The sequence below is a fragment of the Paenibacillus pseudetheri genome (assembly GCF_924513355.1).
Lineage (GTDB): Bacteria > Bacillota > Bacilli > Paenibacillales > Paenibacillaceae > Paenibacillus_AQ > Paenibacillus_AQ pseudetheri.
The window spans coordinates 115,456-139,347 of sequence record NZ_CAKMAB010000006.1; the positions used below are offsets into that span (position 1 = coordinate 115,456).

Below are 23,892 nucleotides of genomic sequence, written 5' to 3' on the forward strand. Positions count from 1 at the left end.
AGTTAGGTTTCTCTTACAGCTTTACCCGCTGCAAACGAAGTGCATTCAAGACGACGGACACAGAACTGAATGCCATCGCAGCTCCAGCTAACCATGGAGCTAGAAATCCGAGTGCAGCAATCGGTATACCTATTGTATTGTATGCAAGTGCCCAGAACAAATTCTGCTTAATATTACTCATCGTTTTACGGCTCATCATAATGGCATCGGGTATGCTCTTCAGATCTCCCCGCATCAGCGTAATATCTGCAGCCTCCATAGCTACATCCGTACCTGTACCGATTGCCATGCCCGTATCTGCAGTAGCCAGTGCAGGAGCATCATTGATGCCATCTCCAACCATAGCTACCTTTGTCCCATTCCGCTGCAGCTTACGAACTTCCTCCGCTTTGCCTTCCGGTAGAACCTCTGCTAACACTTTTCGAATACCTGCTTGCTTCGCAATAGCTTCTGCGGTGATTTTATTATCACCTGTAATCATAACGACCTCTATGCCCATCTCATGAAGTGCCGCTACAGCTGCTTTTGAGGTTGGCTTAATCGTATCCGCCACAGCGACAATCCCGGCAATTTCATCGTCCACCGCTACAAGCATAGCTGTCTTTCCTGCCTCTTCCAGTCTCTTCATGACTGGGGTCCACTCTGTAATGTCCAATTGATGATCTTCCATCATACGTCGTGTACCCACCCTAACTTGTTGATCGGAGATAACAGCCATAATCCCCCGTCCAGGTAAATTATCAAACTGTTCAGCGGTGGGTAAGATCAATCCTCTGTCAGCAGCTCCTGCTACGATGGCTTCCGCAAGCGGATGCTCTGATAATTTCTCGGCTGCCGCAGTTAAAGCTAATAGACGATTCTCCGCACTTTCTTTACCATATGCGGCAATTCCAGTGGTAGTCACGATATCAGTCAGCACGGGTTTACCATTTGTAACCGTACCTGTCTTATCCAAAACCACGATCTTAATCCCTTGTGCGCCTTCTAAATGTTCACCACCCTTGAACAGGATACCAAGCTCCGCAGCGCGGCCCGATCCCGCCATAATGGAGGTCGGCGTTGCAAGACCTAACGCACAAGGACATGCGATTACGAGCACCGCAATGGCTTTTTCAAGGGCATCGGCGAACTGACCAGGTGCTGCCCAGAAGTACCAGACTAAGAAAGTGATCACCGCAATTCCTACAACAATCGGTACAAAAATCCCTGAGATGACATCCGCGATCCGCTGGATCGGCGCTTTGGAACCTTGGGCCTCCTCCACTACTCTAATAATTTGAGCGAGTGCAGTGTCTCTTCCTACTTTGTTGGCTTTGATTCTTAAGATCCCATTCTTATTTAATGTAGCACCGATAACGGTATCTCCGGGTTTTTTCTCTACAGGAATACTTTCTCCGGTCAACATAGACTCGTCCACAGAAGAGGAACCCTCTACTACCTCGCCATCCACAGGCACCTTTGTTCCGGGCTTCACCAATACAATATCGCCGGGAATCACTTCATCGGTCGAGATATTCATTTCTTTGCCATCGCGGATCACGAGGGCCGTCTTTGCCTGAAGCCCCATTAAGCTCTTAATGGCGTCAGAGGAACGTCCTTTCGCTAGCGCCTCGAACCATTTACCGACGAGAATGAGCGTGATGAGTACAGCACTCGTCTCATAATACATTTCTACGGTATGATTCATTCCCTTCATACTTAATGAATCAATCGTCAGATAAAGACTGTAGAAATACGCTGCTGATGTCCCCAGTACGACTAACACATCCATATTGGCACTCCCGTTACGAAGTGCTTTATACGCGCCTACGTAGAACTGCCAGCCGATGATAAACTGTACGGGAGTCGCCAGAACAAGCTGTAACCAAGGATTCATAAATATCTCCGGTGTTGGAATCCAGCTTGTGAATGAGAAATGACCTGCCATCGCCCATAACAATGGGAAAGAAAGAATAGCAGAAATGATCCACTTCCACTTCTTATGCTGAATTTCCTGTACACGACGATCCACATGATCCTTGCGGTCTTCTTTAAGGGTAGCTTTATATCCGATATTGCTTACCTTCTCCATGATCTCTCTCGGACTAATATTACCGGGAGTATATTCTACATGTGCCGTTTCCAGCGCTAAATTCACATTCACTGCTGCGATCCCTGGCGTACGACTCAACACTTTTTCGATCCGCGCCGAGCATGCAGCGCAGGTCATGCCTGATATATCAAAATCCGCGGTCTCTTTGACGGTATCATAACCAAGAGCGCGGATTTTATCTTCAATTTGTGGTAACCCTGATACAGAAGGATCGAATCCGACAGTGGCTTGTTCCAAGGCTAAATTTACATTTGCGCGAGAAACACCCTCCATCCGGGACAAACCTTTCTCAATTCGAGCTGCACAAGCAGAACAGGTCATGCCTGTAATCTGTACGGTCGCTTGCTGTTCATTCGGTGAAGCTGTCTTTTTTAACTTATCCATGATTCCAAAGCCTCCTCATACCCCTATAGAGTATGATAATTTCTATAAAAAGAAAAGGCATTGGAGCTTATGGCATCCCCATAACAGCTCCAAGCCTTATTACCGTGCTTCAAATTAAACTACATCATACCCTTGCTCTTCAATAGCTTCTTTAATAGCTCCAAGGCTCACCTTGTTCTCATCATACTCAACGGAAACTTTTTTAGCAGCAAGATCCACTTTAGCAGTAGCTCCAAGATTACCTACAGCTTTCTCTACAGAGTTGACACAGTGACCACAAGACATTCCTTCAACGTTTAATGTAGCGTTCGACATTATTATTACCTCCAGTAAATGTTATGAAGCCATGCTCAAGGAGCATTAGCTTATTATTTCATTAATTTGTTAACCGTAATTAGCAGCTCATCGATAACCTCATGTTCACCGGCTTCGATTCGTTCAATAATACAACTCTTCATGTGCCCTTCCAGCAGCATCTTACCAACACCGTTTAGTGCCGCTTGAACCGCTGCGAGCTGATTGAGCACATCGTCACAATAAGTATCGCGCTCTATCATACCCTTTATCCCGCGGATCTGGCCTTCAATCCGGTTGAGGCGAGTATTCAAACCATTTTTGAAATCTGTCGAATGATGACTCATTCGTTCTCCAGATGCTGAAGAATGACAGTCAGCTTCACAGGATTTCTCAGTTTGTTCTTGCTTACTAGTAGACATAAGAATCAGCCTCCTTGCCAATAATATAATATACCCCCGTAGGGTATGTCAAGAGGCGTTCTTTATTTCCTATCCCCCAAATCCCATTTTTTTAAGCATAACCGCCTTCGGTGTCCTTATAAGGACGGTAAGCGTTTAAGCGAGAAATATAAGACATATAGTATGGTGTGAAACTTATACTTCTTATATTTGAAAAAAACTATTGCTACCCTATTCAAATTTGAATATAATGAATTTTGCTTCTAACCTATGAACATTTTTTGAACGGATTTATCACTATTAGAAAAAGGAGCCTGCGAAGCATGCATACTAAAGAAAGTAATCTTAAACTCGTAGTTATCGGCCTGCTGCTCGGTATTCTGATGTCCGCGATGGACAATACCATTGTAGCTTCAGCTATGGGAACCATTGTTTCCGACCTTGGCGGTCTGGACAAAATCGTATGGGTCACTTCGGCCTATATGGTCATGGTAATGGCTGGGACCCCTATCTTCGGCAAGCTCTCGGATATGTATGGACGTAAACGTTTCTTCATGTTCGGACTGATTGTATTCCTGATTGGCTCAGCACTGTGCGGTACTGCAACCAGTATTACACAACTCAGTATTTACCGGGCTATTCAAGGAATCGGCGGCGGTGCACTAATGCCTATCGCCTTCACCATCGTTTTCGACATTTACCCTCCTGAAAAAAGAGGAAAGCTGACCGGCCTGTTCGGTGCCGTTTTCGGAATCTCCAGTGTACTCGGACCATTATTGGGTGCATATATTACCGACTATGTAGGCTGGCAGTGGGTATTTTACATTAACCTCCCGCTCGGAATTATTGCGCTTTTTCTGATCGCAACTTCTTACAAAGAATCGATCTCTCACGCTAAACAGCGCATCGACTGGGGCGGAGCCTTCACTCTCGTCGGCGCTATTATCTGCCTAATGTTTGCGCTAGAACTGGGAGGCAATCAATATGCTTGGGATTCTAGTGTCATTCTCGGCTTATTCGCCGGCTTCGCTGTACTCTTGCTGGCATTCATCCTCATTGAGAGAGTGGCGGCTGAACCTGTTATCTCGTTCGCGATGTTCAGTAAACGGTTGTTTGCAACAAGTAGTGTGACAGCCTTGTTCTATGGCTCTGCCTTTATCGTAGCCACCATCTACATTCCTATCTTTGTACAGGGCGTATTTGGCGGCTCCGCTACGAACTCTGGACTGATCCTCATGCCGATGATGATCGGTACGGTCGTGGGCAGTCAGACCGGTGGGCTACTTACAACCAAAACCAGCTTCCGCAACATTATGATCCTATCCGCAGTCTGTTTTGTAGCAGGTGTCTACAGTCTAAGCACTTTATCACCAGATACCTCCCGTCTCATGCTTAATGTATTCATGGCCTTGACTGGGTTCGGCGTGGGCTTTTCCTTCTCCGTGCTAAGCATGGCAGCTATCCATAACTTCGATATGCGCCAACGCGGTTCGGCAACTTCAACAAGTACCTTTATGCGCTCGCTTGGGATGACGCTGGGGATTACGATCTTCGGTATTATTCAGCGTAACAACTTCACTAGCGGCATTAGCGAAGCTTTTGGCGGAAGTGAGCAGTCAGCAGCCTTCGGCGATCCACGGGCAGCCCTGACACCTGAAGCAAGAGCCAAAATCCCACCTGAAATTTTAGAGAAAATATCTAGTGCACTGTCCTCTTCTATCGCACATACCTTTATGTGGGCTTTGATTCCTGCCGTCCTTGGTTTAGTCTTTGTGCTGCTTATGCCAAAAGACCGCCTCACCATTCCGGGTAAAACTGCTCAGGCGTCCGAGGGTAAAAGGTAACGATTATGTCGATGAAATTGGCTATTCTCGGACTATTGCTTGAACGGAATATGCATCCCTATGAAATTACAATAGTCATGAAAGAACGCTCCATGGACCGGATTACAAAGCTCCAGCTTGGGTCTCTCTACTACGCTGTCGATAAACTTGCACAAGATGGCTATATAGAAGCTTTAGAGGTGATTAGCAGCAGTGATCGCCCAGACAAAACCATTTACGGTATTACTGAGCAAGGTAAAAATTTATTCGAGCAGTTAATTCTACAGCAAATTAAAAAGAACGAGCCCTTCTATCATCCGATGTATATGGCTCTAGCCATGTCCCGTCATGTTGATCAAAACAAGGTGGAGAAGCTGCTCGAAGAACGTATTCGGGAAACCGAACATCAGGTGAATCTGGCTTATCAGGTATATGAAGAACATATTCCTATTGTTCCTCGTTCCGCCCTTCATCTCATGTACGGCACCTATGAACACACCCTTATTGAATTAAAATGCCTGCAACGTCTCTATGATGATGTTGTAGCACGCAAGTTGAATGACATTGGAACACCACTTAATACAGAGTAGAGTCCTTAGGACCTCTACTCTTTTTTCCGCTTTTTCAGAGACAATAAATATCATACTAGAATCTAAGCGTGTACAATATGTACGTGTACGCAATCATATTTTCCTAGGAGGAATCACATTGTTGAGAACGCTGCCTTTAAACAAGCGCGGTATACCAGCCAGCCGTATTGCTCTAGGTTGTATGGGATTTGGTGGGGGCTGGGATCATGAACCGATTACCGCCGAGAATGTTAAGCAAGGACATGCGGCCGTCGACGCTGCACTATCTATTGGTATCAATATGTTTGATCACGCAGATATTTATACCCGTGGTAAAGCCGAGAAGGTATTCGGTCAGATCTTTAAAGAACGCCCAGGGCTCAGAGAAGAAATCATTATTCAATCGAAGTGCGGTATTAAGCTAATGGAGCCTGGAGACAGCTCTAATGTCTTTGATTTCTCAAGCCAGCATATTCTAAGCAGTGTAGATGGAATATTGTCGCGACTAGGAACGGAATATATTGATATTCTGCTGCTCCATCGGCCTGACCCCCTAATGGATCCGGAGGAAGTAGCTTCTGCTTTGCATCAATTAAAGGCAACAGGTAAAGTTCGTCATTTCGGCGTCTCCAATATGAGCGCAGCGCAGATCAAAATGCTGCAAGCCTATTGCGATGAACCCTTTATCGTAAACCAGCTACACATGAGCCTAGCCAAGCTCAGCTGGGTCGATGCTGGAATCAGTGTAAACCGTGAACCTTGGAAGGATATTACCTTTCCCGAAGGAACCCTTGAACATTGTCGAATGGAGAACATTCAGCTTCAAGCTTGGGGCCCACTCGCACAAGGCTTATTTAGCGGACGTTCATTAGAGGATCAACCAGAGAATATCGTCCAGACAGCTGCCATGGTCAAACAACTTGCAGATGAAAAAGGAACAACACCCGAAGCCATAGTGCTATCCTGGCTAATGACACATCCGGCAGCTATTCAGCCTGTGATTGGGACTGTGAATCCCCAGCGTATCGCTGCCTGCGCCGATGCGGACAAGCTGGAGCTTACTCGAAAAGAATGGTATGACCTATATGTTAGTTCACGTGGTACTCGTCTTCCCTAACAGAGCCCACAATTAAACTCGCAAGAATTCTTAATAGCCTAATCATGCCTCTCGCATGATTAGGCTATTTTTAATACAGTCGCCTCTTATATATCGTTCTCTATTGAGAATAAAAATAGATATCAAGCGAAAAATGGAGATAAATAGAGATACATTAACATTATTGTTCTTTATAGAGCACAAACGGGACTTATTGACAGTTTTCTTTTCAATTTATTCCATGTATTATTCATTACAGAAGTTGTTCTTAATAAAGAACAATAATAACGAACCAAAGAAATTCAAGACATTGAGGGGAGGTATTCCTCTGAGACCCAGATCAGCAAAAAGAAGACCTAAACGAAAGAGGCAAATCGGATTACGTGTTCTGCAATCAGGAATGGCTGTCTCCGTTTTGTTTCTAACTACCTCGCAGCAAGTGGGTAGTACCTATGGTGGTTTTGGAGCTACTACGCAAACCACTAGCACAATTAGCTTTTGCGAAGTATTTCCAAACTCGATCAAGGATCTTTTAACAGAACTCAAAGATCATATCGAAAGAGCTACTACTTTAAAAGGATCGCTGCAAAGCTATACCCCTTCAGGCAGTCTCTCAGACGTTTCGGGAATAGAAGGCATGAGGCTGGATGAGCTTGATGTCGCAGCACAAGAGATTTCCTCGCAAATCTCTGCGCTTCAATCTCAAATCGATGGCGTGAATGAGCAACTAGCCACCAACAGCCAAATTTGGAACGAAATCAATAGTGAGCTGAACGCAGCAGCAGCCGTCTTATTCCAGATTGGAGGATATATGACCTCTCTAGATTCAAACTGTCTAGAAATCAAGGATGAACAATTCTTCACAGAGCTGCAAAGTAGTCTGAATCAAAGTGGCGTAATCTCTGAATCCTTGAATGCTTCCTTAAATGGAGTCATCCAATACCTAAACTCCATACATGACATCGGCCTTCCATTAGCTTCGGTAGTGACCAGTGATGTATATGGACAACCCGAGTTACGCAATGAGGCGTTTCAGCAGCCGTTACCTTTCCTGATTCCATTTAGTCAGCCGGCCGGCAATATCTCTAGCGAACTTACCTCCACTTATGAAAATCTCAATACTGAAATGAATGGTCTTAAAGAATCGGCTACTTCAGGAATCAGTAATCTTCAGAGTCAGCTCCAATTGATCAGCCAAACCCGTGAACAACAATTGGAAGCGCTCGAGAAAGCCCGACTAGAGGCGCTGGAACAAGCGAAGAAAGAAGAGGAACGTTTGGCACTTGCGAAAAAAGAAAAGCAAGAAGCCGAGGACAAAGCGAAAGCTGAAGCTGAAGAGAAAGCAAAAACAGAAGTGACTCCACCGACAGGTGAAGCTGCTCCAGAGAACATAAATCAAGAGCAACCTGAAGCCCCAGCCATTAACCCGGTCGATCCGGAAATTGGTGAAGAGCCGACGATTCCACAAGATGTACCACAGCAAAAGGTTCCTCAGGAGACGCCAAAGGCGGAAGATACAACCCCTTCCACACCGGCAGCAACACCAGCTCCTACGGCCCCTCAACAAGACAAAGGTGGAGAATAATATGCGGATTAAAAAAATGATCAACAATACATTATCGAGCATCATGCTTGTGATATTCATTCTGCTGGTGGTAGCCGTAGTTTTATCAAAGGCCTCCGGCGGTGAACCTGCCTTCTTCGGATACCAGATCAAATCGGTACTCTCAGGTTCGATGGAACCAGGGATTCAGACCGGATCGATTGTCGCTTTAAAACCGGGAGGAGATATGAATCGTTTCGAAAAGGGCGATGTTATCACCTTTAGAAATGAAGAAAACCTGCTCATTACTCACCGTGTTGTAGAAGCAACAATGAACAAAGCTACTGGTGAAGCCATGTATCGTACGAAAGGCGATAACAATGATGCACCTGATATGAACCCTACCAGTTCCACGAATGTTGTAGCTGAGTATACAGGGGTCACCGTACCTTACGTAGGTTACGCTATGAATTTCGCGGTTTCCAAAGCCGGAAGTGTCGTGCTCATGATCGTACCAGGCTTGATGCTCCTGCTCTATGCCCTGTATTCATCATGGAAGGCTGTAGCTGCTCTCGAAAAGAAAAATGCAGCCATACTGCCTGCCTCTCCACCCCCAACCGAAATACAGTAATTCGTTGATTGTCCGCTTCCGCTTACGAACCGGAAGTTACAATATATAAAATTTAACCACAAAAACCGAGGAGGAATTTTAATTATGGGTATCAAAAAAACATTGGGTCTTGGCGTAGCATCTGCAGCACTGGGTTTATCATTGATTGGTGGAGGAACTTTCGCTTACTTTAGCGACACTGCAACAAGTACCTCTACATTCGCAGCTGGTACACTGGATTTGAACTCTGACCCTTCTGTTATCGTTAATATGGATAAATTGAAACCAGGTGATACTATCAAAAGAGATTTCAAACTGAATAATGATGGTAACATCGATATCGGCTCTATTGTTCTCAAAACAAAATACTCCGTTAATGACGTAGGTGGTAACAACAATGGTGTTGATTTAGGTAAATTCATTAAAGTTAAATTCCTGCAAAATAAGGATAAGAGCGGTAACATTATTCCGGATATTGTAGTTTATGAAACAACACTAGCTGATTTGCAAAATTCAACACCTGATCTCGTAGAAAAATTACCGTTCATAGGCAATGAAGCATCCGGTATTAAAGCAGGTACATCTGATAGCTTCACCGTTAAGTTCGAATTTGTAGATGACGGTAAAGATCAGAACATTTTCCAAAAAGATGTGTTGACACTGACTTGGGACTTCTTTGCTAAACAAGCCAGAGGAACTGACTACTAATCTAATAAGTCTTCCATTCGAAGAGCAGCAGATTCTTATTCCGGAAAGCGGATAAGCAGATGCTGCTTTTCTCTTTACAATAAACTTTGTCGAATTTATTGATATTTGCTATACTAATAACAAAAATTACGGAGGGGCGTCAGCATAGTGCCACAAAATATGGGCCAACGTATCCAGCATCTCCGCCTAGAAAAGGGTTTGTCCCTATCTGAGCTTGCGGACAGAGCGGATGTTGCTAAGTCGTATCTTAGCAATGTGGAGAGAAACATCCAATCCAATCCTTCAATCCAGTTTATCGAAAAGATCGCCGACGCGCTTCAGGTATCTATCCACGCTTTGCTCTATGGAGAACCTAATGATGCTGAGGAATCACCTTTAGATTCGGAATGGTTCCGATTGGTGCAGGAAGCTATGGCCTCAGGCATAAGCAAACGCGAATTCAAGGAGTTTCTGGACTACCAGAAATGGCGCCTTGATCAGAAGGATTAATATGCACCCGACCTGATAAGATCCTCTTCTACTCATACTATCAAACATAAGCGCCTTCGCCCTCCTAACATGGACTGCGAAGGCGTTTGAATTCTTGCAGAATACAATAATCATATACGGTGTGAAAATTACACTTTGATTTATACCGCAAAAGAGCACAGCGAGTTTATCGCTGTGCCCTTTTTCAAAATATAACGCACTAAATGTATTACTGCACGGCTTGCACAGTCTTCTCATGGAAGAATCGACGAATTTCATCTGCCTTTATGCCAGCCTTCTTAGCTGCTAATAATAAATGTACCCACTCAACGTCTAGATCAATGACCTGCTGTTCTCTGTTGCTTCCCTGGTTGGACTTGTCCAAAAAATCTCCTCCTAAGATTTTACGTCCCCAGGCAATCCGGCTGTCATAGTATTTCTACCTTAGACCCGCGACTTTGTGCCCCTGCCTTTCGGCAGGTTTACCTTTTACTGGACCCTTTACACGAAAGGATCTACTTTGAAATATATGAAAATCGCTAACTGCAATAACATTATACTATACTAAAGTGGAAAAGTGTGTCGATTTCTGATTAGTTTTTCCATTAAAAAACAAAAAATAGAAGCTCTTTTGTGCGATATCTTGTCCTATTAACACGATACTCGTCCTATTCTAAAATTAATTAAGCCAATATAATGATGCTTCCTTCCCTATTAGTTAAAAATAAGGATATTAGAATCATTTTAGTAGGCCTTAGGAATGGGTAATGAGAAGAAACAGCGTTCTTTTCATTAGAACAAGCTAACCCATACCATTTTGCGAACGTATTGGACGAAAGAATGAATTGATTACACGTGTGGAAAGTAGCACAATAAGATGAGAAATGAAACCGCAATCATCACAGCTCCAGTAAGCGTTGACACAAAATGTCACGTATGGAGTTCATCCGTTAAGGAGGATGTATTCATGGCAGCCAAAGAGCCCTATAACGAATCCATTTGGAGTAAGTATTACGGACCCAATTTAGGCTACATTCAAGAAAGATATGAACAGTTTGTGAAAGATCCTTCCACCGTAGAGAATAATTATCGCGAGCTTTTTACAAATTCGGGTCCCCCACCCCTAACACTGGATAGCGAACCGGCTCCTCAGCCTCGCATCTCGGGAGACACCGAATGGCTTAGAAAGGCAGTAAGAGCTTCCAAGCTAATCGCTAATATTCGTATATATGGCCATATGGCCGCTGATATTGATCCGCTTGAGCGCGATCACAATCCCATGGCTAAATATCTCGAACTCGAAACCTACGAGCTGACTCGTGAGGATTTGATCGCACTACCTGCCACGCTCATTTGGGAGAATGCGCCAAATGATGTGCATACCGGATGGGATGCAGTTCAGCGTATGCGTCAGGCTTACACCAAGACAATCGCCTATGAATTCGGGCATGTGCATGAAGAACAAGAACTGAAATGGTTGAACAGACAGGCAGAATCAACAAGCTCACCAGCGCCTTTAAATAATGCAGAACGTAAGGAGCTACTAAATCGCCTGATTCAAGTAGAGCAATTCGAAACCTTCCTCCACAAAACCTTTGTGGGTCAGAAGCGTTTCAGCTTGGAAGGCAATGACGCTCTCGTACCGATGCTGGATGAAATCGTACGCGCTGCTGCGCATGACGGCGCAGAGCATATTCTGATGGGCATGGCGCATCGTGGTCGCCTCAATGTTCTTGCACATATTTTGGGCAAACCTTATGATATTATATTTTCAGAGTTTCATCATTCTCCGAACAAGGAGCTCTTCCCTTCCGAAGGCTCTACAGGCATTAACTATGGCTGGACGGGTGATGTGAAATACCATCTCGGTGCAGACCGCGCTGTCCGTGAAGGAGAAACCGTACGCACAAGAATAACACTAGCGAATAACCCAAGTCACTTGGAATTCGTCAATCCTGTCGTGGAAGGCTTCACTCGTGCTGCTCAAGAAGATCGGAGCACAGCCGGATTGCCGAAGATTGATACCAGTAAAGCTATGGCGGTACTGATGCATGGCGATGCAGCTTTTCCAGGTGAAGGGATTGTTGCAGAAACACTTAATATTGGCAAACTTCAAGGTTATCAGAATGGTGGAACGATCCATATCATTGTTAATAACCGGATCGGCTTTACGACAGAAAGTGAAGACTCCCGTTCAACGCATTATGCGAGTGACATCGCCAAAGGATATGAAATTCCAATTATCCATGTCAATGCAGATGATCCTGAGGCCTGTATATCAGCTGTTCGTTTAGCTAGCGCATATCGCAATCAATTCAAAAAGGATTTCGTTATTGATCTCATCGGCTACCGTCGTCATGGACATAACGAAATGGATGATCCTGAAACTACACAACCTATCGTATACGGTAAGGTACGTAATCATCCAACCGTTTACAAGGTGTATGCGGAGCGGCTACAGCGTGAAAAAATCCTTACAGCTGAAGATGTACAAAAGATGCACGTTGAAACAGAAGGCGTATTGCAACGTGCGTACGATAGTATGAAAGAAGGCAATCACAAGAAAAAAGAACCTAAAGCCTTCATTCCTCTTCAAACAGAGCGCTCAGCGGCAGGCACTACAGCCGTACCGATCTCCAGTCTGCAAGAGATTAATCGTGAGCTACTGACCGTACCTGATGGATTCCAGGTCTATCCGAAACTGGAGCGTATTCTACAGCGTCGCAAGGATGCGCTGAATGAGGGTGAAAAGATCGACTGGGCACTCGCTGAGTCTCTCGCCTTCGCAACCATTCTGAAGGATGGAACGCCAATTCGACTTAGCGGTCAGGATGCACAGCGCGGCACCTTCGCACACCGCCATCTGGTGCTGCACGACAGCAAGACAGGAGAATTATTCTCTCCACTTCATCAGCTAAGTAATTCTCGCGCTTCCTTTGGCGTATATAACAGTCCGCTATCTGAAGCTTCTGTGCTAGGCTTTGAGTATGGTTATAATGTGTTCGCACCAGAAACTTTCGTCATCTGGGAAGCACAATATGGCGACTTCGCCAATGCAGGTCAGGTTATATTTGATCAGTTCATTGCCGCCGGACGTGCGAAATGGACGCAGCGCAGCAATCTCGTCGTCATGTTACCGCATGGCTACGAGGGACAGGGACCCGAGCATTCCAGTGGTAGGTTGGAACGCTTCCTACAGTTATCCGCGGAAGAGAACTGGACCGTTGCCAACCTGACCACTGCTTCTCAATATTTCCATGTCTTGCGACGCCAAGCTGCTTTATGTGGACAGGAAGACGCTAAACCACTGGTGATTATGACGCCGAAGAGCCTCATTCGTAATCCGCGCAGCACATCTGCCGGAACCGAGCTCGCCTCCGGACAATTCCAGCCTGTGTTGGCAGAGCCCCTGCTAGGCCAGAAACCAGGTGAGGTCAAACGTCTAGTAGTCTGCAGCGGTAAAGTAGCTATCGACATCCAAACAGAGCTAGAAGCTGCTTCAGACAAAGATTGGTCATGGCTACATGTACTTCGCCTAGAGCAACTCTATCCGTTCCCAGAACTTGAACTGAGTGCCCACTTAAGCTCCTTCACATCCCTTCAGGAAATTGTCTGGGTGCAAGAAGAGCCGAAGAATATGGGCGGATGGAGCTATACCGAACCTCGGTTACGCGCCATCGCACCGCAAAACACTGGCGTAAGATATATCGGACGGCCTGAACGTTCCAGTCCTGCGAGTGGTTATGCAGATGTTCATAGCTTTGAACAGCGTAGAATTGTTTCAGAGGCCCTAAAAGCAAATTCACAAGTACAAACAGCTGTACCGTCCTCTTAAGAGGACGGTATCACAATAGCGTAAACCATTATGTTTGGGGAGGTAACGGCCTGTGTCAGAAATCTTAGTACCCGATCTGGGAGAATCTATATCCGAAGGAACCATCTACAAATGGCTGGTTAAAGAAGGCGACACGGTAGGTCAAGGTGATGTGCTTGCTGAGTTAGAGACGGATAAAGTCAATTTGGAAATTAGTGCGGAGGTGGAGGGTGTCATCTCCTCCATCCTACGTCAAGCGGGCGAGAACGTAGCCGTTGGCGAAGCCATCGGTATCATTGGAGCCGCTAGCGGCAGTGCACCGCAGGCCGCTGAGAGCAAAGCGCCTGAAGCGGCACCGGCAAGCGGCAGCGTTGCAGCCGCGGCACCTGTAGCAGCGCCCGAAGTCGCTGTAGCGGGTGGCGAAAGCCCCGCTGCACTGGCATCGCCGGGCGCACGCAAGCTCGCACGGGAGCGCGGCATCGACCTCGGCGATGTTAGCGCCCGTGATCCTATCGGCCGGATTGGTCAGGCCGATGTGTCGGGTCATGGTGCAGCAGCGCCACAGGCCGCTGCACCGGTAGCTCCGGCGGCGCAAGCCAAGCCGGAGCCAGCGAAGCCGGCAGCGGGCAAAGCCGCGCCGGAGGACGGCAAGAACGTAGAGCGCAAGCGCATGTCGCGCAGACGGCTCACGATTGCCAGCCGCTTGGTAGAAGCGCAGCAGACCGCTGCCATGCTGACCACCTTCAACGAGGTGGACATGACAGCGATCCTCGACATCCGCAAGCGCCGTAAGGATGCTTTTAAAGAGAAGCATGAAGTAGGACTAGGCTTCATGTCCTTCTTCACCAAAGCCGTGATCGGTGCGCTGAAGACCTACCCGCTGCTGAACGCCGAGATTGACGGTGAAGATCTGGTCGTTAAGAAATTTTACGATATCGGTATTGCCGTTGCAGCTAAGGAAGGTCTGGTGGTTCCGGTTGTCCGTGACGCAGATCGCCTCAGCTTCCCGGAAATCGAACGTCAGATTGGCGAACTCGCTTCCAAGGCACGCGCTAATACACTTAGTCTCTCCGAGCTTCAAGGCGGTACGTTCACTATCACCAACGGTGGTGTATTCGGTTCCCTATTATCCACCCCGATTCTGAATACCCCTCAAGTAGGTATTCTAGGGATGCATAAGATTCAATTGCGTCCAATCGCGCTGGACGAAGAAAGAACCGTTAACCGTCCAATGATGTATATCGCCCTTTCATACGATCACCGGATCGTTGACGGCTCTGAAGCGGTAAGCTTCCTCGTCAAAGTGAAGGAATTGCTGGAAGATCCAGAAGCACTGCTGTTAGAAGGCTAATCCTGATCGGTCTTTCGACTTAAGAATATAAAGAAGGTATCCCTAAAGCTTCGCATTAGGGATACCTTCTTTTATATCTGAATCAACTTTTGAGAAGAAGTATTTCATAAGTACAAGGTGAATCATGAATCCCTAGGTTAGAAAGTCCGGCGTTGTCGGGAATGCTTCCTACCTTACATATGATCTAACTGTATTTTATACACTTATTTATTTCTGATCTCCCATATCCTCTTCCTTAATTGCATTCTCTACAACTAAAATCCGTAAAAACGTTTATTTCCACTAATCTAACTAGTAATAGCTGTATTAAATACAACTACAGGGCTTATATAAAGATATTAGTTAACTTTAATTGTACATAGTACAACTAACTTAGCACATGCATCTACAAAAACGACAAGAATCTACTTCAACAGCTCCCCAGCCAACAGTAAAAATTGCTCCTTACTCAAAATCTTATCTCCGTAGCTGCTGAGTGTATAATACGCATCCTGCTTCTCTTTATACCAATTCAGATAATCGTAGCTGACCTCTTCCTTCACTACTTTGTTGTAGATCACTTCTGTGCCAGCCACCATAATCTTATCAGCTTGATTCTCAGGTTCTTGCTCCACGAACACTTTCCCGCCATGCATGATCGTGGCAGAGATACCTATAAAAGCATTATTCTTGGAATAAATTGCACTGATCCAGCCTGGTTCCGACCAAGGTATAGCCTTCATAAATAAATTACTACTTCCCTTATCTTTGTTTGCCCCGGCAGTAAGAACTTGTAGCGTCTCCTGATATAGAGAACTTTTCTTATCCGCATCCGTAGTCGGATGATTAGGGTTTATAACCCCATATTTAAAAGCATACCCTGATGCCAATGCAGGGAGTGTCGGCGCCCCTGTCCGCTTGATTTCCTTCAAGAAATCAGAATATGCGCCTATCCGCTGCTCTTTATACTTAAATTGCAATTCGGTTGCCAAACCTGCTGCGCTTGCATTATTGTTCACAAGATAAGCGATCAGTTCTCCCGGTTTAGCGAAAGCATCTACTTTCTGTGCATACTTATCATAGGAGGCTACTCCTGCAGATTCATTCGGCGCAACATGATGAACCTTTACTACGCCTTCACTATTGCGGATCTGTATATATTCCGATGCAGCATAAGCTGTCACTGAGATCATCAGGAACAAGGCTAACATACTGGCAATTGCCGTTGTTTTATTCATCGTCTTCAGCGAGAGCGAGAACGATTGCTTTCGATCTGATATGCCACGGATATGTCCCATAACCTTCTCTTCTACATCGATCTCACCCAGAAGTTCATTACCGGCTGAGGCATAAATTATATCCTGGTATTCATCGCTGATTGTGGTTCGTTCCATCTGATCTCCTCCTCCAATTTCATAGCTTCCTGCACCTTCCGCTTGATCCGGTTCATTCTCTTCGTCAGTGCATTGGGACTGACCCCAAGAAATTCGCTTATCTCCGCATAAGTTTTTTCCTCGAACACCCGCAGAATAAGCATATTCCTCTCTTCCAGCGACAACTGCGCTAAAGCGGCTGACAATGAGGGATTAAACAACCGATCATCCAGCTCTTGTTCAGGACTTGCAGACATAAATTCAGGCTTGAAGATACTCATGACTCGCTTTTGCAAACACCGTCTGCGCAGCAGGTTTAAGCAATGATGATACGCGATTCGATAAAGCCATGCCGAGAAATGCATTTGTGACTTGTATTGATGGACAGATTGATAGCCTTTTACCAAAATATCCTGAACTGCGTCCTCCGCATCCTGCTTATTTTCTAATAAACGATAGCAATAGCGGTAGATTGGCGTTTGGAAAGCTCTAACGATAAAAGCATACCGTTCGATATTCCCCTTTTGAATACTAATGATTAACCCTTCCAGCTCCTTTGGGTCTAGCGAATCCTGTGGCGATGTAAGCACCTCCTTAACCTTTATATCTTCTATAACACTTGGGCAGTGAAAAAAGTGCCTATGTAAACCGAACGATTCTCCCAAATTCACTCCAATTATACACATGCAGAGACTAATAAGAGCTATACAGTCCGTAACCCTAGAAAAATAAGCCAAAAATCAATAATAGCTGCAATACGGTCCGTGTTTCTGTAATATTCTCCAATGAGTAATTCATCCTGAATTCAGATCACCTTAATTTTTTTGTTTCACACGCTCCACGGACTACTGCCGCCAATAGAAAAAAGACGTACAACCGTTGTCAGTTTGTACGTCTTTATTTAATTTAGTTGCCTTTTCACCTTTAAGCCGTCCGTTCTGTAGCTTTGAGCCGAAGCGCTTTCTTCTCTTTCGCTTTCTCCACCGGCGGTTTTAGCGAAATCGCGATGATGCAGGCCAGCAGACACAAGAGACCAAAGATCACGAAAGTAGGTTTAAACCCGCCCAGGAAGACGGCGATGAACGAACCGGAAAGAGCTCCAATACCGAAACCTTGATATACGATTCCATAGTTCTTACTGTGATTCTTAAGACCAAAGAAGTCACTGACAATCGCCGGGAACACTGTAATGTTACCCCCGAAGCAGAATGCAATAGCCGCTACACAAGTGAAGAACAATCCGAAATTCAGCGTCGCATAACTAAGAGTCAACATAGCGGCTGCCGTTACTGCAAGCGAAGCGCCTACCAGCTTCAAACGGCTCATTTTGTCAGACAAGGCACCTAAGATCAAACGCCCTGCTGTATTAAAAATTGCGATCATCGCTACCGCATTAGCTGCCGTCTGTACATCAAGTCCAGCCAGCTGCACACCGATGTCTTTTACAATACCTATCAAATACAGACCACACATACAAGCGGTAAAGAAAATAATGAACAACAGATAAGCTTCTTTCGTACGTAGCATTTCTTTTACCGTGTAGTCTTTTGGTTTAACGATAGTCGAAGTTGCTGTTGCACCCAGTGATGCCGCTTGTACTGGAGCTTCTCTGACGAGTAAGGAACCGATTACAATCATCACCATAACAATCATGCCCCAATACATAAACGTATTAGACACACCCACCGAGTCGATCAAACTACCATTGATATATTTAAAAATCAAGCTCCCCGTTCCGTAAGCACCCACGGACACACCGGAGATTAAACCTTTATTATTCGGAAACCATTTAATTAAGTTAGATAATGAAGTGATATAAGCTGTTCCGTCTGCAAAACCAACGATTACACCAGCCAATACATAGAACATTAGAAGCGAATTCGCCTGAGAGCTAAGAATCAATCCTAAACCAAGCACAATCCCTGCGGCGGCAGTTAACCGGCGAAGACCAAAACGATCCTGCAATTTCCCTGCGAACAAAGTCGCAAAAGCGAGTGCAAAGCTCGTGATCGAAAACGTAATCGAAACAGAATTAAGCTCCCATCCGAATTTTGTTACCAGATGTGCATTGAACAAGCTCCATGTATAAATGGTACCTAGACCCATCTGCATAATTACTGTTCCTAATACGATAAGCCACCGTTTAGCGTTTTTGTTGTCCATCGTCGAAGTCATGGTCTATTCCTTCTTTCCCTCTCGTGATCTGCTACAAGAGCTTCTATTGCCTCTTTATTGTAGCTAAACCAGCGGATGTTGAGAGAAATCTGGCATGAGATGACGAAAATGAAGAATGAACTGCATTTATAGGCGCATGATCTGCCTGAATTCCTTTACCTTGCTACGACTTACCGGCACCTCAAACTCCAAATCATGCAGGCGCAGCAAGTATGTATTGTTGAACCAAGGGATGATTTCCTTGATTTTGGACAGGTTAACGATATAGGAACGATGGCAGCGAAAAAAACGATCCTCCGGCAGTCGATTATAAAAATCGCTGATGCTGAGCGCCATACTATACTCCTCACCTTTAGTTATTACGCTCGTACTTTTCTCTTGTGCGGAGGCGTAATAAATATCATCAGCATTCACTACGATAATCTTTTCATTTTTCCACAGATTCACCTTATCACTAACTGGATTACGTTCCTCTTCCCCATGTCTTCCGCGAGCAGCGAATGCCCCCTCTAGCTTGTGCAGCATAGCCTTAATGCGAACCTCACTGTAGGGTTTAAGAATATAGTCAAACGCTTCAATCTCAAAGGCCTCGGCGGCATGCTCCTTATACGCAGTAATAAACACTATATAAGGTTTTACCGAGAATCTGCTAATATTCTGAGCCAGCAGTACTCCGTCGATCGAGGGAATGTTAATGTCCAGAAAAATCACATCTACCGTCTCAACCTGTAAAAATTTGAGTGCATCCAGCCCATCTTCAAATTGTGCGGCAATGTCGATCCCACTGTGAGTCTCTATTAAATAAGCCAGTTCCTGTCTTGCCAGCTCTTCATCCTCCACGATAATTGCTCTCATAGGCCCTCCTTTTTGACATCAAAATAAATGTTCGTCCCTTTATCGAGCCTCTGAATCGTAAGACCAGTTCCATAGATGAGCTTGACCCGTTGATGTACATTAAACAGTCCGATCTTATTCTCCGGCATATTACCAGCATAGACCTTCTCTATGGTTTCTTCGCTGATGCCAGCTCCGGTATCCCGAATGCCAACTCGCACATTATCGCCTTGATCTTTTACAGAAATCGTTACGGTTCCCGTCCCTCGCACCTTCAGTATGCCATGTATGATCGCATTCTCTACAAGCGGCTGAATGATCAGACTCGGAATCCGAACCTGAACCTCATCAATATCATAGAGGACATTAAGCCGGCTTCCGAAGCGCGCTTTTTCAATCTCTACGTATTGTTGAACCTGTTGCAGCTCGCGCTTAATATCAATGAATTCATCCGTCAGCTCCAGATTGTACCTCATATAACCGGACAGATTCACGATCAGCTCGCGCGCCTTATCGGGGTTAATCCGAATCGAGGATGCAATCGCGTTCAGCGCATTGAACAGAAAGTGTGGGTTTATGCTTGTCTGCAGCGCCTTTAGCTCCGCTTTGTTCGCCATTTCTTTAATGCCCTCAACCCGCGATACTTCCATTAGTGTAGAGATCATTTGCGACAAACCTACAGCCATAGCTTGTAGAGAATAAGTGATCTTGTGGGCTCTGGTGTAATAGATTTTGAGCGCTCCCGTCACTTCGCCTTTTTCCTTCAATGGAATAATAATCAGCGATTTAATCTCTGGATTCACATAATCACTATCGTCATTACGGATCGTAATTTCACCACTGGACAACGTCACTTTAGTTTCTTCACTTATAATTTCATTGGTCGTAGTATAGTCCTCTTCCCCAACACCAACGTAAGCGAGAATGAGTCTGGTATCCGAAATAGCTACAGCGTCTGCACCGATATCTTCTTTGATAATTTGGCAGATGGTACGAAGCGACTCGGGATTAATATTGCGAAAATATGGCAAGGTCTTATTGGCAATATCCAGTGCCAGCTTGGACTGCTTCGCCGCAATCCGTTCCTTTTCACCTTCCACACTCTGCACTAGCATGACAATCAGACCGACGCTAATCTGGCTCATAATCATCGGAAAAGCAATTTTGGACACGATATCCACACCCAGCGACGACGGCTGCGCCATCACCAGAATGAGCAGCATCGTCAGGGCTTCACAGGCCATCCCGGCCAAAATACCGGCCTTCCAGCGACGTTCACCAGAAGTGCGGCGGTATATTACCCCTGACACAATCCCTGCGGTAATACTCGTAATCAGACAAGGAAGAGAGGTTACCCCTCCGATATCAATTAGAAAACGATGAACCCCTGAGATGATGCCAGTTATGAGTCCAACCCATGGCCCGAACAAAATCCCACCGGACACGATGGCGATAATTCGCACATTCACAAGCGAACCTTCCACATTAATCCCGCTATAGGTACCAAAGATGGCGAATAAACTGAAGATCATCGTCGCTATCGCAAGCTCCTGCGGGGCATAGGTTCCTTTTTGAAAAATCTCTTTAAACCGCGGCAGACGAGTCAGCACGAACAGACACATCAGCAGTAGTGCAGCTCTTTCGAATAATTGCAGTAATATCGTAAACGTATATTGCACGGTCTCCGCCTCCAAAGGACTAGATGTCGATTTATTATAAAGATAGTTCATGCCTCTGTCCATTCAGCCTGTCCTTTAATACCTCTATTGAAACTCTTGTTGTATGATATGAACAGATTGGAAACACAAATATGCGGAGGTGAGCGGGTTGCAGAAGATAGAACATGAGGTAGATATTATTCAGCTTGTACAAAATGATCCCTGGATGATGGATATATTAGAAAATGCTAGATCGCTGCAGTTACCTGACTGGTGGGTTTGCGCTGGCTTTGTGCGTGCAAAAATTTGGGACACCCTTCATGGCTTCGAAGAACGGACACCTTTGCCAGATGTTGATGTTATTTATTATGACGACAGCAATCTTCAAGAGGAGGTGGAGAAGGATTGGGAGGCGAAACTAAGAGATTTAAACCCCAATGTTCCCTGGTCTGTTAAAAATGAAGCAAGAATGCATACCGTCAATCAACTTCCACCTTATACATCAGCTGTTGATGCGATATCCAAGTTTCCGGAAACCGCCACAGCGCTTGGACTCTCCCTAGATCCATCAGGTAAAATCATCCTAGTCGCTCCACACGGAATATCCGATGTTATTCATGTATTATTACGACCTACCCCACATTTCACTGAAAACCCGAGCTTACTCCCTATTTATGAACAACGCATTATTAAAAAGAACTGGCAGGCGACGTGGAAAAAGTTGCAGATCAGCACTACTTAAAATAACAAAAAGCAAGCCCCTAATATAGCAGGGCTTGCTTTTCTGGTTTTATTATACCGCCAAATCAATACCAACTACACCAACGACATCTCCCTGACGATTCTTAATCGCTCTGGATAATGTAACACAAGAACGTAATCGCTGATACATAAGGCCTCGAGACATATTCACCTTCATTTATGGCCCCATTCCACCAATCACGTCGCTTAGCATTCAAGAGGCCAGCCGCTGGTTCCGAATAGATAAAGGTTCCATCCGTCCGATTGGACCAAATGGCTTGTACATCCGGAATTTTTTTAATGTATGAGGTCAAAACGCCTTGATGAACTTCAGTATCCGGGGAGAACAGCTCTTCCTTCACTGAAATATTCTCCAAGAGACTCTGCATTTCTTGAAGCCGGGCTGCGTATTGGCTCATCTCGATTTCTTCCCGACCCGCAATGCTGGTAACCGATTGCTGCAAGGATTGCGACTCCGCTAACAGACTAGCGCTGACTTCGTTCAGCTGCCCGATCTGGCTCCGCTGGCGTGTCACCCGTTCCAGCGTAAGATCCACATTGGCAATCGTCTCATTCACGATAGCCAATGCCCACTCAGCTCCGTCGTCACTTCAACAATCAGCTTGCCCTGCTTCGCGGCAGCATCGATGGTTTCCGTCACGGCGCTGCCTACCTCATCGACTCTCGACGCGATATCATCGAGTCGAAGCTTCACAGTGCCGACCTCGTTCACCCAAATGTTACCGAAATATACGAATGTATCTGGAGATAATTGGTCGAGAGGGAATTCGTAATTATTGTCGAATATATAAGCATATTGCCACTGGAAAAGAGGAACACATTATGCATACTACATTTCAAACTCCTCGTCAGACCCATTGGAATCGCGTGCTGCTTAATGCATTCTGGATCATTCTGATTGTGGATTTAAGTATTCATATGTTTGTTTCTCAGTGCTTATGGGGCCAACATTCGGATACCCTAACCATGGGAGAGTTTATTGCCCAGTCGCTGATTCCTGACTCCATCATATTGATTTTGATCATTATTCTGGAATTTATCTATAGATGGAAACCCCTATGGTCCGAGCTAGCGATTACAGTTGCGAGTCATTTATTTGCGCTTCTGATTATCATCAATCTCAATGAAGAGCTGTATGTCACGTCATTAATTATGCTGCTCCCGCTGCTTGTATCCATGATCTATATGAAGTCTAGTTATATGATAGCCTCTTCTGCTGTTTGTCTACTGTACACGATCATTTTATTCATCAACGCATCTAATCACGGGTACGTACCCATCACCCAAACTATCATTATTGTTCTTATTTTTGCTGCTACTGCTTTAGCAGGTTTTGCAGTCATCGGTCGTGGGCGTGATTTGATGCGATCGCTGGAGAACTCCGTAAAGTCAGAACAGGAATTACGCATTCAGAATATAATCATGGATCGGCTATCCAAGATCGATCCGCTGACGGATCTTTATAATCATAAGACGTTTTATGAATACTTAGGATGGCTGATCGATCATCAGCAGAGTAATCCATTTCCGATGCAGCTAGCTGTTATGGACATCGACAACTTCAAAAAAGTAAATGATTCCTATGGGCACTCCGTTGGAGATATCGTATTGCAAAAGGTTGCAGCGATCCTCCTCGAGCATGTCGGACCTGATGATTTCGCGGCTCGCTTTGGGGGAGAAGAATTTGTCGTCATTCTGACTTCTAAAAACCTTGATCATTCTCATGAGATTATGAAGCATATTCTAACGTCCATTTCCGATACCCCTTTTGCGGAAATGAACGGTAAAAGCGTAACCGTCAGTATCGGTATGCACGATTTTATAGATACAGATTCCAAAAACTCTACATTTCAGAAAGCAGACGATGCACTTTACGAGGCTAAGAACACCGGGAAGAACAAAATCGTAATCAGCTAAAGACATAACAAATAAGCCCACGGATCTTTTCACGGGCTTGT

Annotated in this window: 22 protein-coding genes and 1 riboswitch; of the genes, 11 read left to right on the plus strand and 11 right to left on the minus strand. The window is 45.2% G+C overall.

What is annotated here, in order from left to right:
* Window positions 1–13: 13 nt before the first annotated feature.
* The 3 genes from L1028_RS07585 to L1028_RS07595 form a co-directional block, all read right to left on the minus strand.
* On the minus strand, window positions 14–2,476 hold the full coding sequence (locus L1028_RS07585; RefSeq protein WP_234532726.1) for a heavy metal translocating P-type ATPase: 2,463 nt from the start codon (window positions 2,474–2,476) through the stop codon (window positions 14–16).
* Between the two features lie 114 nt (window positions 2,477–2,590).
* Entirely contained in the window at window positions 2,591–2,791 is a 201-nt protein-coding gene (gene copZ, locus L1028_RS07590) for a copper chaperone CopZ (RefSeq protein ID WP_042184300.1), read from the minus strand.
* A gap of 53 nt (window positions 2,792–2,844) precedes the next feature.
* Window positions 2,845–3,117: a metal-sensitive transcriptional regulator gene (locus tag L1028_RS07595; RefSeq protein WP_231573462.1), complete on the minus strand. Its 273-nt coding sequence runs from the start codon at window positions 3,115–3,117 to the stop codon at window positions 2,845–2,847.
* Window positions 3,118–3,494: 377 nt separating this feature from the next.
* Between L1028_RS07595 and L1028_RS07600 the strand changes: the two genes are divergently transcribed.
* From L1028_RS07600 to L1028_RS07630, 7 genes are all read left to right on the plus strand, one after another.
* A complete protein-coding gene (locus L1028_RS07600) occupies window positions 3,495–5,015 on the plus strand; it encodes an MDR family MFS transporter (protein ID WP_234532727.1) in 1,521 nt (506 codons plus the stop codon).
* A 5-nt stretch (window positions 5,016–5,020) separates the two neighbouring features.
* A complete protein-coding gene (locus tag L1028_RS07605) occupies window positions 5,021–5,584 on the plus strand; it encodes a PadR family transcriptional regulator (RefSeq protein WP_234532728.1) in 564 nt (187 codons plus the stop codon).
* A gap of 118 nt (window positions 5,585–5,702) precedes the next feature.
* Entirely contained in the window at window positions 5,703–6,680 is a 978-nt protein-coding gene (locus tag L1028_RS07610; RefSeq protein ID WP_234532729.1) for an aldo/keto reductase, read from the plus strand.
* A 379-nt stretch (window positions 6,681–7,059) separates the two neighbouring features.
* Window positions 7,060–8,244, plus strand: coding sequence for a hypothetical protein (locus tag L1028_RS07615; protein ID WP_234532730.1), 1,185 nt, complete (start codon window positions 7,060–7,062; stop codon window positions 8,242–8,244).
* A 1-nt stretch (window position 8,245) separates the two neighbouring features.
* Window positions 8,246–8,833 carry a signal peptidase I SipW gene (gene sipW, locus L1028_RS07620; RefSeq protein ID WP_234532731.1) on the plus strand — a complete coding sequence of 196 codons (588 nt, stop codon included), beginning with the start codon at window positions 8,246–8,248 and terminating at the stop codon, window positions 8,831–8,833.
* Between the two features lie 84 nt (window positions 8,834–8,917).
* Window positions 8,918–9,520, plus strand: a complete 603-nt coding sequence (locus L1028_RS07625; protein ID WP_234532733.1) for a TasA family protein — start codon at window positions 8,918–8,920, stop codon at window positions 9,518–9,520.
* 159 nt (window positions 9,521–9,679) lie between these two features.
* Complete coding sequence (locus tag L1028_RS07630; protein WP_042131791.1) at window positions 9,680–10,009, plus strand: helix-turn-helix domain-containing protein; 330 nt, start codon at window positions 9,680–9,682, stop codon at window positions 10,007–10,009.
* A gap of 208 nt (window positions 10,010–10,217) precedes the next feature.
* Here the strand turns inward: L1028_RS07630 and L1028_RS07635 are convergent, their stop codons facing one another.
* Window positions 10,218–10,373 (minus strand): anti-repressor SinI family protein, encoded by a 156-nt coding sequence (locus L1028_RS07635; RefSeq protein WP_231573373.1) that lies wholly within the window; start codon window positions 10,371–10,373, stop codon window positions 10,218–10,220.
* A gap of 27 nt (window positions 10,374–10,400) precedes the next feature.
* Window positions 10,401–10,485: riboswitch (cyclic di-GMP riboswitch) on the minus strand.
* A gap of 470 nt (window positions 10,486–10,955) precedes the next feature.
* Here L1028_RS07635 and L1028_RS07640 point away from each other — a divergent pair.
* Together L1028_RS07640 and odhB are read left to right on the plus strand one after the other, a co-directional pair.
* Window positions 10,956–13,823, plus strand: coding sequence for a 2-oxoglutarate dehydrogenase E1 component (locus L1028_RS07640; protein WP_234532735.1), 2,868 nt, complete (start codon window positions 10,956–10,958; stop codon window positions 13,821–13,823).
* Window positions 13,824–13,875: 52 nt separating this feature from the next.
* Window positions 13,876–15,153 (plus strand): 2-oxoglutarate dehydrogenase complex dihydrolipoyllysine-residue succinyltransferase, encoded by a 1,278-nt coding sequence (gene odhB, locus L1028_RS07645; protein ID WP_234532737.1) that lies wholly within the window; start codon window positions 13,876–13,878, stop codon window positions 15,151–15,153.
* Window positions 15,154–15,557: 404 nt separating this feature from the next.
* Here odhB and L1028_RS07650 read toward each other — a convergent pair whose 3' ends face one another.
* The 5 genes from L1028_RS07650 to L1028_RS07670 all read right to left on the minus strand — a co-directional run bounded on the left by L1028_RS07650 (window position 15,558) and on the right by L1028_RS07670 (window position 21,136).
* On the minus strand, window positions 15,558–16,526 hold the full coding sequence (locus L1028_RS07650; RefSeq protein ID WP_234532739.1) for a hypothetical protein: 969 nt from the start codon (window positions 16,524–16,526) through the stop codon (window positions 15,558–15,560).
* Window positions 16,487–17,095 (minus strand): RNA polymerase sigma factor, encoded by a 609-nt coding sequence (locus tag L1028_RS07655; RefSeq protein WP_234532741.1) that lies wholly within the window; start codon window positions 17,093–17,095, stop codon window positions 16,487–16,489. The genes L1028_RS07650 and L1028_RS07655 overlap by 40 nt, the downstream gene beginning before the upstream one ends.
* A 334-nt stretch (window positions 17,096–17,429) precedes the next feature.
* Window positions 17,430–18,668, minus strand: coding sequence for an L-lactate MFS transporter (locus L1028_RS07660; protein WP_234532742.1), 1,239 nt, complete (start codon window positions 18,666–18,668; stop codon window positions 17,430–17,432).
* Between the two features lie 138 nt (window positions 18,669–18,806).
* Window positions 18,807–19,535, minus strand: coding sequence for a LytR/AlgR family response regulator transcription factor (locus L1028_RS07665; protein ID WP_234532744.1), 729 nt, complete (start codon window positions 19,533–19,535; stop codon window positions 18,807–18,809).
* Window positions 19,532–21,136 carry a LytS/YhcK type 5TM receptor domain-containing protein gene (locus tag L1028_RS07670; protein ID WP_279306841.1) on the minus strand — a complete coding sequence of 535 codons (1,605 nt, stop codon included), beginning with the start codon at window positions 21,134–21,136 and terminating at the stop codon, window positions 19,532–19,534. Before L1028_RS07670 ends, L1028_RS07665 begins: the two co-directional genes overlap by 4 nt.
* Before the next feature lie 262 nt (window positions 21,137–21,398).
* On the opposite strand from L1028_RS07670, the gene L1028_RS07675 reads away from it, so the two are divergent.
* Complete coding sequence (locus L1028_RS07675) at window positions 21,399–21,914, plus strand: nucleotidyltransferase family protein (RefSeq protein WP_234532897.1); 516 nt, start codon at window positions 21,399–21,401, stop codon at window positions 21,912–21,914.
* 103 nt (window positions 21,915–22,017) lie between these two features.
* Here the strand turns inward: L1028_RS07675 and L1028_RS07680 are convergent, their stop codons facing one another.
* Window positions 22,018–22,500, minus strand: coding sequence for a PDC sensor domain-containing protein (locus L1028_RS07680; protein ID WP_234532746.1), 483 nt, complete (start codon window positions 22,498–22,500; stop codon window positions 22,018–22,020).
* A complete protein-coding gene (locus L1028_RS07685) occupies window positions 22,488–22,628 on the minus strand; it encodes a hypothetical protein (RefSeq protein ID WP_234532748.1) in 141 nt (46 codons plus the stop codon). Before L1028_RS07685 ends, L1028_RS07680 begins: the two co-directional genes overlap by 13 nt.
* A gap of 128 nt (window positions 22,629–22,756) precedes the next feature.
* Between L1028_RS07685 and L1028_RS07690 the strand changes: the two genes are divergently transcribed.
* On the plus strand, window positions 22,757–23,851 hold the full coding sequence (locus L1028_RS07690) for a GGDEF domain-containing protein (RefSeq protein ID WP_234532751.1): 1,095 nt from the start codon (window positions 22,757–22,759) through the stop codon (window positions 23,849–23,851).
* The last annotated feature ends 41 nt before the right edge of the window (window positions 23,852–23,892 follow it).